Below are 13,013 nucleotides of genomic sequence, written 5' to 3' on the forward strand. Positions count from 1 at the left end.
CCTGCTGTATCGATTTGTGGTGTTAAGCCAGCGCTTTACCAGGTCGCGCCGAAGGTCTGTCGCAACTCGTCCAAAGCCGCCTGGTCGAGAGGTTCCGGTTTGGGATGGCTCATCAGCCAGAGCCGCGCAGTTTCCTCAAGCTCCTCCAGCGCGTAACTGGCCCTGGAGACCGAACTTTCCCAGACCACCGGGCCAAGCCGTTCGAGCATCACGCCGCGAACACTATTGGCCAGCTGCGCGACTTGCTCGGCAACCTTCTGCGAACCGGGTCGCTGGTAGCCAATCAGCGGGATATGCCCGACTTTCATGACCTGATACGGCGTCAGCGGCGGCAGGATGTCGTCCGCCTGCCAGACACCGGCCAGCGTCAACGCCACCAGATGAGTGGAATGGGTATGCACCACGCCGCCGACACTCGGGTTGCGGTCGTAGACCTGGCGATGCAGCGCCAGAGTCTTTGAAGGCCTGTCACCGGACACCCATTCACCGGCCAGATTGACCTTGGCGATGGTCGCCGGATCGAGGCGCCCGAGGCAGACGTCGGTCGGTGTGATCAACCAGCCGTCATCCAGGCGCGCGCTGATATTGCCGGCGCTGCCGACGGTGTAGCCGCGCTGGTAAAGGCTATGGCCAACCTCGCAGATTTCTTCGCGCAGGGCGTTTTCGTTACTCACTGAGCACCTCCCGCGAGTTGGTTCAAGGCTTTGCTGAAGAAGTCGCGGCCACCGAAGTTGCCCGATTTGAGTGCCAGCGCCAAAGGTTCGTCAGTACTGCTGACGGTCGCCGGCACACCCGGATCGATCTGCGCGCCGATCTGCAGCAGCTGTACGCCCAACGCCTGAACCACAGCGCCCGAGGTTTCTCCGCCGGCGATCACAAAGCGGCGCACACCGCTCTGACGCAGACCTTGGGCAATTTCGCCAAAGGCGTTTTCCACCAGACTGCCAGCCTGCTCGACACCCAGTTGCTGTTGCACCGACTTGACCTCATCCGGCGAGCTGGTGGCGTAGATCAATACGGTTTGTTCATTATCACGGGCGAAGGTCAAGGCTTGCGCCACCACCGGTTCACCCGCAGCCAAGGCCAATGGATCAATCCGCAAGGCCGGCCGCCCGGCTTCGAGCCAGGCCGCCACTTGTCCATTGGTCGCGATCGAAGCACTGCCGGCCAACACCACTTCCCCGCCGAACACCGCCGGGAGTTTCGAGGCATCGAGGTCGCGCAGCTTGCCGGCGCGACGGAAGTTTTCCGGCAAACCCAGGGCCAGCCCCGAACCACCCGTCAACAACGGCAGATCGGCACAGGCGGTACCGAGGGTGTACAGATCACTGTCCGACAAGGCATCCGCGATGGCCATGCCGACACCTTCAGCCCTCAGCTCTGCGATCCGCGCACGCACCTGCTCAGCGCCGCGGGCAATGGTGTCGTAGCGCAACAGACCGACATTCAGGCCGGTCTGCGATTGCAAAACCCGAACCAGGTTGGCATCGGTCATCGGCGTCAGCGGGTGATGCTGCATGCCCGACTCGCTGAGCAGTTGATCCTGCACAAACAAGTGGCCGCGAAAGATCGTCCGGCCATTCTCCGGAAACGCCGGACACGCCAGGGTGAAGTCGCTACCCAGCGCCGCCAGCAGCGCTTCGCTGACCTGGCCGATATTGCCGGCCGCGGTGGAGTCGAACGTCGAGCAATATTTGAAGAAGATCTGCTCGCAGCCTTGTTCGCGCAGCCAGGCCAGTGCTGCGAGGGACTGTTCGACCGCGTCGGCGACCGGAATGGTGCGCGACTTCAGCGCAATGACGATCGCATCGGCGTCAAGCCCGGCGGCAACGTCTGCGCTCGGGATACCGATGCTTTGCACGGTACGCATTCCGCCGCGCACCAGCATGTTGGCCAGGTCCGTGGCACCGGTGAAATCGTCGGCGATGCAGCCCAGCAGCGGGCGTGCGGTGGAGGTAGTCATGGGGTGTTCCTCAAACGGGCTCGGGCTTCAAACGGACTGGGGCTTGGCAGTCGGCAATTCGATGCCCGGGAAAATCTTGATCACCGCCGAGTCGTCCTCACGACCGAAACCGGCACTGGACGCCTGCATGAACATCTGGTGAGCGGTGGCCGACAGCGGCAGCGGGAATTTGCTGGCCCGGGCGGTATCCAGCACCAGACCCAGGTCCTTGACGAAAATATCCACCGCGGACAACGGCGTGTAGTCAGCCTTGAGAATGTGCGGTACGCGGTTTTCGAACATCCAGGAATTACCGGCGCTATGGGTGATTACCTCATACAGCGCATCGGCATCGACCCCTTCACGTAGGCCCAGCGCCATGGCTTCGGCAGAGGCGGCAATGTGCACCCCGGCGAGCAGCTGATTGATGATTTTGACCTTCGAACCCAGGCCATGGACGTCACCCAGGCGATAAACCTTGCCGGCCATGCCCGCCAGGATCGACTCAGCCTTGGTATAGGCGTCGGCCGGCCCCGAGGTCATCATGGTCATCTCGCCAGCGGCCGCCTTGGCGGCGCCACCGGAAATCGGTGCATCCAGATACAGCAGGCCCAACGCGGCCAGGCGCTGGCCCAGATCCACCGCGTAAGTCGGGGCTACGGTGGCGCAGCCGATCACCAGACTGCCCGGCCGCAGTGCGGCCACGGCACCACCCTCACCAAACAGTACGGTTTCGGTCTGCTCGGCGTTGACCACCACGGTCACTATCACGTCGCACTCAGCGGCCATGTGCGACGGCGAAGAGCAAGCCACGCCGCCCTCCCCGGCAAACTGTTCAGTCACCGCAGCCCGCACATCACAGGCATGCACATTGAAACCGCTGCGCAACAACGAGCGGGCAATGCCCAGGCCCATCGCGCCCAGACCGACAACACCGACATTCTTGTTATTCATGGGGTACTCCAGAGGAAAGCAGCGACTGCTTGCGCGCCTGCAAGGCGCAGACATTGGCCGCGTTGTAGAGAGGGCTGCGGTAGACAGGATCAGCGCCGAGCGGATAAACCCGCTGAGGGGCGCTGTCATTCAGCACATGAGTCGGGATCTCGTCGAACATCAAGGCAATCCTGTTTTTGTCGTGTTATCAGGTTGTCATACCGGCTGGTGAAGATCATCTACCAATGATCAGATTATGTGAAGTATTTTTTCAATCTAACATTTTTTAACATGCCCTGCGGATCCTCGGTAAACCCATGCGTGAGCTGTAGCAGCTGTCGAGCTTGCGAGGCTGCGTCCGGCTGCGCAGCAGTCGTAAACCCTGAGCGCGCGGTTTTCCTGATACACCGCATTGCCTGATTTCACGACTGCTGCGCAGCCGGACGCAGCCTCGCAAGCTCGACAGCTGCTACAGAGCCGGACGCAGGCTCCGCCAGCTGCTACAAGACATGCGTTTCTGCGCCCGGCGGTGTGGCAAGTTCTGAGCACTGACTTACACTGCGATACACCCAATGCGAACGAATGAATGTTCAACAGATCGATAGGTTCCATGGCAATCCGGGGATCACGTCATGATCTGGGTGAAGCCAACATGAAAACGGTCACGACCTTTTTCACCTGTCTGCTCGCTGCCAGCGTTTGCGCGGCGACGAGCACCTGCGCAAATGCTGCGTCGTTCAAGACCAGCTTCGACTGCGCCACGGCAAGGGCATCCGTCGAAAAGCTTATCTGTCGCGATTCGCAACTGGCGCAGATGGATATCGAATTGACGCGTCTTTATCGCCTGGCGCTCACGGATCAACGTTCAGTACCGCCGCCAGACAAAGTCTTGATCGACCAGCAGTTCTGGATCGATTCGCGTAATCAGTGTGCGTCCACGTCTGAGCCCAAGGCGTGCACGATCCGAAGTTATGCCGAGCGCGCGCACCAGCTACGCCAAGGTTCGGCCATTGTGAGAACCAAGGATCCAGACAGGCTTACCGAAGGCCCCCAGGCTTTTCGTTGTACCGGGTTTAACGCACTGATTGCCGCCACCTTCTTCAACACGCAGCCGGGTGTCGTGTACCTGAAATGGGCGAACACCTCGATCACCCTGAGCCAGGTGCCGAGTGATTCGGGAACCCAATACACTGGCAAGGATTCCCAGGGGAACTACCGCTTCTGGCAAGACGGTAACGGGGTCATTTTTCAGAAGCCAGGCTCAGGGGCTATGAGTTGTTCGGCCGAGCCGGTCAGCTGATTTTTTGGCGCAAGTCCGGAGGCAAAATCGCGCCTCTGGATATTTCCTGATGCCAGTCAGTTAAGCAATTTCAGCCGCGACACTTTTGTAGCAGCTGCCGAGCCCGCGAGGCTGCGTTCGGCTGCGTAGCAGTCGTAAAATCAGTCATTGCGGTACGTCAGGCATACCGCGTCAGCCGGATTCGACTGCTTCGCAGCCGAACGCAGCCTCGCGGGCTCGGCAGCTGCTACAGATCGCGTTACGGCTTAACTGACTGGCATTAGGCAGAGCGCCGGCTCTCTCTCACGTACTTGGCGATTTATGCCACGGATACCCTTTCGCGCTGAGTTGAAAGGCGTAGTCGAACAAGCGCTTCATGTACTCGCCATCAAATCTATGATTGCGAGAAATATCAAAATCGGAGCCGATGTACGCCAGATTGAAGTCCGCGCCATCCTGCTGTGCAATTCGGTAAATGCGATCCAGATCGCTGATCCCCTGAGTCTGGATCAATGCGCTGATGGCGCGACCGCCGATGCTCAAGGTGCGGCGCTTGGTTCCGGACCACTGCAGCTCCAGCTTGCCGTTGCGAATGACATAGAAATGACGTTCCTCACGCAATCGCGCCCCTGTCACGCGGTTCAGCGCCATCACGGTGCCGGGTGGGTAAAGGAACACTTGAGTCAGAACGCCTCCGTCCACGTGCATTTCCTGAAACTGTTGACCGTCAACCTCCACATCGATCATGACCGGTGAGACGGCGCCGGGAATACTCATCGACGCGATCATGATGTTGCGAAACAGGTCGAGCGCGCCCGGTGCCTGGCTGGAGGCAATTGCACCCATGTTCCAGGTGACCGGACGTCCAGAATCAAGGTCGGTGGTGCCGATCATCAGCAGACGTCCTTTGGCGTATTCCGACGCGATCGCCGCAAGAACCTCGGCAGTGATGTGCTGTGCAATGAGCCGCGACAGTGGCTTGCTGTGCGCGATACCGTCACTGGCAAGACGGGTCAGCACATTGCGCGGATGGAAAATGTCTTTTGGACCGACTGCGTTGCAGATACCCAGAATGACACCGTCATACTGGGGCCCCAGGTAGGCAAACGGAGCGACCAGGGCGCCAGCGCTAATGCCGGTGACGACTTTGAACACCGGTCGAGACCCATGCAGGGTCCATCCCGCAATGATGCCCCCCGCAAATGTGCCTGCGTCGCCGCCCCCCGAAACGGCCAACATGCTTGCCAGTGGCAGGGTGTCATTGGGCATCCCAGCGCTGGCGAGCGCCTCGGCTTCTCGAATGTTGGCCTGACTCACATCCCGAATGAACGGCGTCAGATTCTGGTCCAGCCAGTAGCGAGCATCCGGAATGCCAGGGATGAGCGCTTTTTCCGTTAACGTTGGCGGCACCGCATCTCGGCGTTGCAGGCACGCTTGACGCAACATGTTCAGCGTTGAGGCGCTAGGCCTGAGCAGGAATGTTCTCAAAACGCCTCCTCCGGCCCCTGCAATCGACAAAGTACACGCTCAATGTAGCGGCAAGACGACTTGCCGATCACGCACGCTCCACACACCCATGACTACTTTCTCAATCAGGCGCCGGTCTTCTGAAGACCAGCAGTTTTCCGGTGGCTCGCTGCACGACCTTGTCATTCTGATTGAGCGTTTCCATGAACACGGTCACCACACCCCGATCTGTTTTGGAGCTGGACGGTTCGATGGCCTGCACGGTGCATTGCAGACGCAACAGATCGTCCGGGTAGGTCGGCGTCGGCCAGCTCAACTCGATGCCCAGGCCGATGATTCCGTCTGCCAATGGCACGCTTTCCACCAGCAGCTTCATGGTCAGGGCGGCGGTGTTCCAGCCACTGGCCGCCAGACCACCGAACAGGCTCAGCTCGGCGGCTTCAGGATCGAGGTGAAACGGTTGCGGGTCGAACTCCTGAGCAAAGGCCAGCATCGACGCTCGATGGACACGCAGGCTGTCGCTTTCGAACTGCTGACCCAGGCTCAGGTCATCGAGGTAGAGTTTTTCCCAGGAATGGATGGTCATGATTCAACCCTCTCTAGGCGTAGCTGATTTCGCTGAGGTCGATAGCCACCAACAAGGCATCCTTGTCTGGCTGACCGTTCGCGCCGCGCCGATAGGCTCGCCGTTTGCCGGGCATGCGCAGCCCGTCTGCTTCAACGTAGTCATGGACATACTGCGCGGCAGGCAGGCCACCACTCACGTCCACGTTGTAGTCGTGTCGACGCAGCAGGAAGTCCTCGCCGAAGTAGAAATCCTGCACCGCACAGTGAGTGGCGATGTTCTCGGGAAAGGTCACCTGTAATCGTCGCCAGCGCTGTGTTCCCTCTTGCCAGGGCTCGACTTCCTCAGTCAGGACACCCGGCGAGGTGAACAGGAAAGGCATGGTCAGGTAGGACCAGAGCGCGTAACCGTTGAAGTACGCTCGCTGAAGTGGATCCCAAGGGGTTGTTTCCCCGTGATCGCGAAACGATTCCCGGGGTGCTGATCGCTCGGCAATCACCTTGCCAGCGGTGGTTTCGATGGCGATGCGGTCCGGCGTGTAGGCCGTCCGTTGATCAAGCCCACCGAATGGCATCACCGAAGCGCGCTGCTCATGCAGCCAAACGGTCATCTGCCGTGGTGCGCTGTCTTGCGTCAGCCCTTTCATGCCCCACAGCGAGCCGCCGGTCACGAGCGTGGCGCGAACTTTACTGAAGTGGTTCCAGTGTTCCAGACCACCATGGGCGATCAGCACCTGGTCCAGCAGTTGATGTTTCTGTGCAGTCATGGCGGCAGCCCTGCTCGTCAGGACGAGTGGCCTGAACATCTTTCATGCTAGCGCAAGCCCGGGCAGTCATAACGTCGGCGGGACGTCCGGTCTGTTCTGCGGCTGATCCTCCACCCATTGCCAGAACAACTGATAGCCGACCGCAAGCACCACCGGGCCGATGAACAGACCGAGGATACCGCTGGTGACCATGCCACCCAAGGCGCCGATCAACACCACCGGCATCGGCACATCGACACCGCGCCCCAGCAGCAAGGGCTTGAGGACGTTATCCACCAGGCCGGCAACGAACACATAGATGGCGAAAACAATGGTTGCCGTGCTGGCCCCCTCGGTGGCGAACACAAAGGCAATCACGGGCAGCGTAATCAGCGTCGCCGGCAATTGCATGATGCCGAGCAGCAGCACCGCCAAGGCAAGCAGTCCGGCACCCGGGACGCCCATGAGCACGAATCCGATGCCCACCAGCAGCATCTGGATGAAGGCGATGCCGACCACCCCAAGCGCGACCGCACGGATCGTTGCGGTACACAGTTCGGCGATTTTCGGCCCCTTGCCCGGATCGCTGACGCGGGTCGCGATCTGTACCGCACTGCGCCTGCCGCTCTCGCCATAGGCCATGAAAATGCCGGCGATGATCAACGCAAAGATAAAGGTGAGGAACCCCATGCCGACGCCGGCCAGTTTTCCCAGGAAGCTCACGCTGAAATGTTTTATCTGCGGCAGGTACTTCGTTGTCAGGTCGGGAAGATCGGTTGAGGCCTGCAGCCATATGGCAGAGAGACGCTTGCCCACTAACGGCCAGTCAGCGACTGAGTCAGCGGGTGGCGGAATATGGAAACTGCCGTCCTTGACGGTGGTCATGGCATGCGCGACCGAATCGGCAATCGAGGTGACCAACAGATAGATCGGCACCATGAGCACAACGATAGCGATCAGCACAATCAGCGTCGCAATGTGGCCGTCTTTCTGACCCAGCGGCCCCTTTAGCCGCACTTGCAATGGATAAAGGGTGATTGCCAGGATCAGCGACCACAGCATGAGGTCGCGGAACGGGCTGAAGATCTCAAAGCAGAACAGCACCAGTACGGTAATCAACCCGGCACGGATCAAAACATCGAGCAGACTGCGAGTGAACGCCTTCTCGGAGCTGGATGTGGGCACCATTGCTGCCTCCTTGCAGATCGCTGCAGAGGGATGGGATCGGTTAGCCCAGCATAGACGCTCATTAGAAAGCGCGAGCAATCACCGCAGCTTCAGCGGAGCAACCAGTTCAGCGGCGATGGCCATGCCCACCAGGTCCGGCAAGGTATTGGCCTGCATGCGTTTCATCACCCGCGAACGATACAGGTCGACGGTTTTTGCGCTCACGCCCAGTTGCTCAGCGATCTCACGGGTGGTGTAACCCTGGACCAGCGGCAGCAAGACATCGCGCTCCCGTGGGGTCAGTGTCAGCAAACGCGCCTGCAAGGCTTCATGACCCCGATTGCCCGAGCGGTTTGCCGCGCAGTTGCTGAGTGCCTGTTGCACGCTGTCCAGCAGCAATTGCTCGTTATAGGGCTTCTCGATGAAGTCATGGGCGCCGGCCTTGAAGGCGCGAACCACGATCGGCACGTCCGCGTGCCCGCTGACGAAAATGATCGGCAGGTTCAGCTCACGTGCGCGCATTTCTTCCTGCACGTTCAAACCACCCATGCCGGGCATGCGAACATCGAGCAGCACGCAGGCATCGAGCGTGGCATCACAGGCACTGAGAAACTCCACGCCACTGGTAAACGGCAAGGCCTTGAGCCCTACCGATTCCAATAACCAGACCGTTGAGTCGAGCATGCCTTGATCGTCGTCGACCACATACACCACGTGCTCCGTCACACCTGCCATTACGTTATTCCTGTTGTTGTTTTGTTGAGCCGGCCAGCGGCAAGCGGCAGCACATCAGCAGCCCGACAGGTTGGCGTCGGGCCTGCAATTCACCACCAAAGCCTTCGATGATGCTGCGACTCATGGACAAGCCAAGCCCCAGGCCATCGGCCTTGCTGGTATAGAACGGGGTAAATATCTGCTCCAGTTCGGGCTCGCTGACGCCCGGTCCCTGGTCTTGCACACTGATTTCCACGGTGGCACCACCGCCCTGCCCCGCAGCCATCACGATCAGTGAAGGTTGCCCCGGATGTTGTTCGCGGTTGGCATCGATGGCATTGCGCAACAGATTGAGCAGCACCTGCTCCAGCAGCACCCGGTCGGCATAAATCGGCGGCAGATTATCCGGCAGGCGATCCTCGATTGTCACTTGGCAATTGCTCGCTTCCCAGGCACACAAACGCACCGCCTCGCGGGCGACGTCGGTGAAATTCAGGGCTTGCATCCGGCGCTGTCCCTTGCGCAGAAACGCGCGCAAACGTCTGATCACTTCTGAAGCATGCGTGGCGTGATGGGTAATACGTTCCAGCCCTTGCGCTACTCGGGCGGCGGCCTGGGGATTGGAATCGAGCGTCTGTAAATAGCGCTGGCTGGCGTTGGCGTAATTGACCACCGCCGCCAGCGGCTGGTTGATTTCGTGAGCGATGCCCGAGGCCAATTCACCCAGGGTAACCAACCGCGCGGTGTGGGCCAGTTCGTCCTGATGGCGGCGCTGTTGCACCTCACGCAGTTCACGCTCGGTCATGTCCCGCGCCACCAACGAGTAATAGCGCTCGCCGCCGGCCGAACGGTGCGCCAGCAACACCAGCGACACCGGCACGGAAGTACCGCCACCCGGTGGTTGCAATCGCGCATCGGTGCTCCAGACACCGTCGCGTTCAGCGCTGCTCCAGCCATCACGCTGCAGACGTGCCAGGTCGCTGCTGGCGAACAATTCCGCCAGGGCTGGCATCGGTTGCTGCTCGTCGATCCCGAGAATGCGCCGCGCCGCTGGATTGAGGTAAGTGACTTGCCCCTCGGGGTCGATGAACAACACCGGATCGGTGTTGGCTTCGACCACCTCCGCCAGGCGCCGCTTGTTCTCCTCGGCTTGCACCCGGGCGGTAATGTCCCGGGACACGCTGACCACTTCGACCACCGTCCCGGTGTAGGTTTCACGAATCGCCCGGCTCGCGGTTTCAAACCACAGGTAATGCCCGTCTCGATGGCGAATGCGATAGGTCATCGTGTGATAACCGTCCTGCTCCAGGGCATCCCGCGCGCGCTGCACCAGGCTGGCCAGGTCCTGACCATGGAACAAGCCCTGGGCCATTTGCCCGCGCAACTCTTCCGGCCAGTAGCCGAGCAACGTCCAGGACGCGGGCGAGGCATCGAGAAAGCGTCCGTCCGGTGTGTGTCGGGAAATCAGGTCGGTGGTGTTCTCGATGATCAGCCGGTATAGCCGCCGTGCCGTGGCGGCTTCACGCTCGGCCAGCACTTGTGCCGTGGCATCGCGGCAACGGGCGAGCACACGGTTGTCCTGGGGATCGGGGATAAACGTCCAGATCAGGATCTGCGCTTCGAACTGGGCTTCGACCCCATCGATGGCGCGTTGCTGGTCGAGGCAGGCACGGACCAGCACCCGGTGATTCACCGGCAAAAAGCCCAGCACATCGGTCAGCGGTTTTTCGGCGAGCAGTGCCAACAGCGCGGCATTGAATTCCAGTGGTCGGCCCTGGGCATCGAGCAACAGACTCGGTTGCGGATCGTGCCCCAACAGCGGTGAGCCGCGCAGCATGCCGTTGACGCTGCTCAGCAAGGTCGTCAGCAAGTCCTGCACCCACCCCAGCCAATCAAGACTCACGCCCTCGCACACTTCCACCAGCAACAACCCCGGCTGCGCCGGTTGCAAGGCCAGATCAAACACTTGGCCATGGCTGATGGCGGCCCGACGCAAACGACCGGACAACCAGCAATCGAGTTGCCGCACTTGCGCCAGATCCAGGCGCCCCGCCTCGCCCAGCCGATCAAACAGCAACTGATCACTGGCCAGCGAAGGGTCACCCAGGCCCGGTGGAAAATGCTGGGCGGCGCCCTCGTGGCTGTAAATCCGCGCATTGGCTTGCCAACTCAAATAAACCGCCCGGCGCACCTCGGGACATTCCTGCAACGCACGGCACAACGCATCGGCCCGGGCGGCCAGAGACACACCCTCGCGCTGCAGGCGCAACCAGCTGTGCAATCGAACGGGAGTCAGGGTCATTACAGGTCCGCTTCGTTGGGGAAGCCAAGGATATACCGGCCTTGGCGGTGTCACTGCATTCATTTAGATTCGCCAGAATCAAATATAGTACATATCCTATATGACGTAGGTTGTACTTCCATATCAGTAGCTGAATGTTATATAAAGCAAACCTGACATAAAAGGGGACCCCAGCGGCTACGCTGCAAGGTCACCCATAGAGCTAACAATCAGCCACCGAGTACCCGTACATGTCGATCTATGAACAAGGGCTAGGCCCTGCGGCTGTCAATCATATTGCCTTGTCTCCGCTCAGCTTCATCGAGCGCACCGCCAGCGTTTATCCGGACTACCCCGCCGTCATCCATGGTTCTATCCGCCGCACCTGGGCGCAGACCTACACCCGTTGCCGCCGCCTGGCTTCGGCACTGGCCGGGCGCGGCATCGGCAAGAACGACACGGTGGCCGTGATGCTGCCCAACATTCCCGAGATGCTTGAAGTGCACTTCGGCGTGCCGATGATTGGCGCGGTGCTCAACCCGCTCAACGTGCGCCTGGATGCCGAAGCCATTGCCTTCATGCTGCAGCATGGCGAAGCCAAGGTGCTGATTACCGACCGCGAGTTCCATGATGTGATTCACGCGGCGATCGGCATGCTCGATCACCCGCCACTGGTCATCGACGTTAATGATCCGGAATACGGTGAAGGCCAGGCGGTCAGCGAGCTGGACTATGAAGCGCTGTTGGCCGAAGGCGACCCGGACTTCGCCTGGCAGTGGCCGGCGAACGAATGGCAAGCCATCTCGCTGAACTACACCTCCGGCACCACCGGCAACCCCAAAGGCGTGGTTTACCACCATCGCGGTGCTTATCTGAACTCGTTGGGCAACCAGATGACCTGGGCCATGGGCAACCATCCGGTGTACCTCTGGACCCTGCCGATGTTCCATTGCAACGGTTGGTGCTACCCGTGGATCATCACCGCCATGGCCGGTGTGCATGTGTTCCTGCGCCGGGTCGATCCACAGAAAATCCTCACGCTGATCCGCGAGCATCAGGTCACCCATCTGTGCGCTGCGCCGATCGTGCTCAATGCCTTGGTCAACATGCCGGAATCGGCGAAAGCGGCAATCGATCATCCGGTCAACGCGATGGTCGCCGGTGCCGCGCCACCGGCCAAAGTGATCGGTGCCGTGGAAGAAATGGGCATCAAGGTCACCCACGTCTATGGCCTGACCGAAACCTATGGTCCGGTGACGCTCTGCGCCTGGCATGCCGAATGGGATGAGTTGCCGCTGGACGAACGGGCGCAAATCAAATCCCGTCAGGGCGTGCGCTACCCGACGCTCGAAGGTGTGATGGTCGGCGACTCGAAGACACTGGAGCCGACCCCGCGAGACGGTCAGACCATCGGTGAGATCTTCATGCGCGGCAACACCGTGATGAAGGGCTACCTGAAGAACCCGACCGCCACGGCCGAAGCGTTCGAAGGCGGCTGGTTCCACACCGGCGACCTGGCGGTGTGTCATCCGAACGGTTATGTCGAGATCAAGGACCGACTCAAGGACATCATCATTTCCGGCGGCGAGAACATTTCCACCATCGAACTGGAAGGTGTGCTCTATCGCCATCCAGCCGTCATGGAAGCGGCCGTCGTCGCCCGTCCCGATGAGAAGTGGGGCGAAACGCCCTGCGCCTTTATCACGTTGAAGGCTGATCACCAGGACGTTCGCGAGGCCGACATCATCAGTTTCTGCCGCGAACACCTGGCCGGCTTCAAAGTGCCGCGTACGGTGGTTTTCACCCTTCTGCCGAAGACCTCAACCGGCAAGATCCAGAAGTACGTTCTGCGCGACAGGGCCAAAGCGCTCTAACCGAATCGACGTTGTACCCGTCAAGCGGCCGGTGTTTTTACCGGCC

12 protein-coding genes are annotated in these 13,013 nt (G+C 60.4%); 2 read left to right on the top strand and 10 right to left on the bottom strand.

The window, feature by feature from the left end:
* Nucleotides 1–35 precede the first annotated feature (35 nt).
* Genes ACMXYI_RS22140 through ACMXYI_RS22155 form a run of 4 tightly spaced genes read right to left on the bottom strand, consistent with a single transcriptional unit; the run spans nt 36 to nt 3,056 of the window.
* A complete protein-coding gene (locus tag ACMXYI_RS22140; protein ID WP_415769079.1) occupies nt 36–674 on the bottom strand; it encodes an aldolase in 639 nt (212 codons plus the stop codon).
* Entirely contained in the window at nt 671–1,963 is a 1,293-nt protein-coding gene (gene otnK, locus ACMXYI_RS22145; RefSeq protein ID WP_415769080.1) for a 3-oxo-tetronate kinase, read from the bottom strand. The genes ACMXYI_RS22140 and otnK overlap by 4 nt, the downstream gene beginning before the upstream one ends.
* Before the next feature lie 27 nt (nt 1,964–1,990).
* Nucleotides 1,991–2,896, bottom strand: coding sequence for an L-threonate dehydrogenase (gene ltnD / locus ACMXYI_RS22150; protein ID WP_095132767.1), 906 nt, complete (start codon nt 2,894–2,896; stop codon nt 1,991–1,993).
* On the bottom strand, nt 2,889–3,056 hold the full coding sequence (locus tag ACMXYI_RS22155; protein ID WP_282479280.1) for a hypothetical protein: 168 nt from the start codon (nt 3,054–3,056) through the stop codon (nt 2,889–2,891). The genes ltnD and ACMXYI_RS22155 overlap by 8 nt, the downstream gene beginning before the upstream one ends.
* 471 nt (nt 3,057–3,527) lie before the next feature.
* Here ACMXYI_RS22155 and ACMXYI_RS22160 point away from each other — a divergent pair, with 471 nt between their 5' ends.
* Nucleotides 3,528–4,175 carry an MliC family protein gene (locus tag ACMXYI_RS22160; protein ID WP_415769081.1) on the top strand — a complete coding sequence of 216 codons (648 nt, stop codon included), beginning with the start codon at nt 3,528–3,530 and terminating at the stop codon, nt 4,173–4,175.
* Nucleotides 4,176–4,457: 282 nt separating this feature from the next.
* Here ACMXYI_RS22160 and ACMXYI_RS22165 read toward each other — a convergent pair whose 3' ends face one another.
* The 6 genes from ACMXYI_RS22165 to ACMXYI_RS22190 all read right to left on the bottom strand — a co-directional run bounded on the left by ACMXYI_RS22165 (nt 4,458) and on the right by ACMXYI_RS22190 (nt 11,114).
* A complete protein-coding gene (locus tag ACMXYI_RS22165) occupies nt 4,458–5,600 on the bottom strand; it encodes a patatin-like phospholipase family protein (protein WP_415773952.1) in 1,143 nt (380 codons plus the stop codon).
* A gap of 142 nt (nt 5,601–5,742) precedes the next feature.
* Nucleotides 5,743–6,207, bottom strand: a complete 465-nt coding sequence (locus ACMXYI_RS22170) for a MaoC family dehydratase (protein WP_415769082.1) — start codon at nt 6,205–6,207, stop codon at nt 5,743–5,745.
* Nucleotides 6,208–6,220: 13 nt separating this feature from the next.
* On the bottom strand, nt 6,221–6,952 hold the full coding sequence (locus ACMXYI_RS22175) for a hypothetical protein (RefSeq protein ID WP_415769083.1): 732 nt from the start codon (nt 6,950–6,952) through the stop codon (nt 6,221–6,223).
* Between the two features lie 66 nt (nt 6,953–7,018).
* Entirely contained in the window at nt 7,019–8,119 is a 1,101-nt protein-coding gene (locus ACMXYI_RS22180; protein ID WP_415769084.1) for an AI-2E family transporter, read from the bottom strand.
* 78 nt (nt 8,120–8,197) lie between these two features.
* On the bottom strand, nt 8,198–8,833 hold the full coding sequence (locus tag ACMXYI_RS22185; RefSeq protein ID WP_415769085.1) for a response regulator transcription factor: 636 nt from the start codon (nt 8,831–8,833) through the stop codon (nt 8,198–8,200).
* 4 nt (nt 8,834–8,837) lie between these two features.
* Nucleotides 8,838–11,114 (bottom strand): PAS domain-containing sensor histidine kinase, encoded by a 2,277-nt coding sequence (locus ACMXYI_RS22190; RefSeq protein ID WP_415769086.1) that lies wholly within the window; start codon nt 11,112–11,114, stop codon nt 8,838–8,840.
* Nucleotides 11,115–11,344: 230 nt separating this feature from the next.
* Between ACMXYI_RS22190 and ACMXYI_RS22195 the strand changes: the two genes are divergently transcribed.
* Nucleotides 11,345–12,967: an acyl-CoA synthetase gene (locus tag ACMXYI_RS22195; RefSeq protein ID WP_415769087.1), complete on the top strand. Its 1,623-nt coding sequence runs from the start codon at nt 11,345–11,347 to the stop codon at nt 12,965–12,967.
* Nucleotides 12,968–13,013: the final 46 nt, after the last annotated feature.

It is taken from the genome of Pseudomonas lyxosi, from assembly GCF_047758685.1.
GTDB lineage: Bacteria > Pseudomonadota > Gammaproteobacteria > Pseudomonadales > Pseudomonadaceae > Aquipseudomonas > Aquipseudomonas lyxosi.

Coding starts and splice junctions, on each gene's coding strand:
- otnK (WP_415769080.1), bottom strand. CDS start 1,963: ATGACTACCTCCACCGCACGCCCGCTGCTGGGCTGCATCGCCGACGAT.
- ltnD (WP_095132767.1), bottom strand. CDS start 2,896: ATGAATAACAAGAATGTCGGTGTTGTCGGTCTGGGCGCGATGGGCCTG.
- ACMXYI_RS22155 (WP_282479280.1), bottom strand. CDS start 3,056: ATGTTCGACGAGATCCCGACTCATGTGCTGAATGACAGCGCCCCTCAG.
- ACMXYI_RS22160 (WP_415769081.1), top strand. CDS start 3,528: ATGAAAACGGTCACGACCTTTTTCACCTGTCTGCTCGCTGCCAGCGTT.
- ACMXYI_RS22165 (WP_415773952.1), bottom strand. CDS start 5,600: ATGTTGCGTCAAGCGTGCCTGCAACGCCGAGATGCGGTGCCGCCAACG.
- ACMXYI_RS22170 (WP_415769082.1), bottom strand. CDS start 6,207: ATGACCATCCATTCCTGGGAAAAACTCTACCTCGATGACCTGAGCCTG.
- ACMXYI_RS22175 (WP_415769083.1), bottom strand. CDS start 6,952: ATGACTGCACAGAAACATCAACTGCTGGACCAGGTGCTGATCGCCCAT.
- ACMXYI_RS22180 (WP_415769084.1), bottom strand. CDS start 8,119: ATGGTGCCCACATCCAGCTCCGAGAAGGCGTTCACTCGCAGTCTGCTC.
- ACMXYI_RS22185 (WP_415769085.1), bottom strand. CDS start 8,833: ATGGCAGGTGTGACGGAGCACGTGGTGTATGTGGTCGACGACGATCAA.
- ACMXYI_RS22190 (WP_415769086.1), bottom strand. CDS start 11,114: ATGACCCTGACTCCCGTTCGATTGCACAGCTGGTTGCGCCTGCAGCGC.
- ACMXYI_RS22195 (WP_415769087.1), top strand. CDS start 11,345: ATGTCGATCTATGAACAAGGGCTAGGCCCTGCGGCTGTCAATCATATT.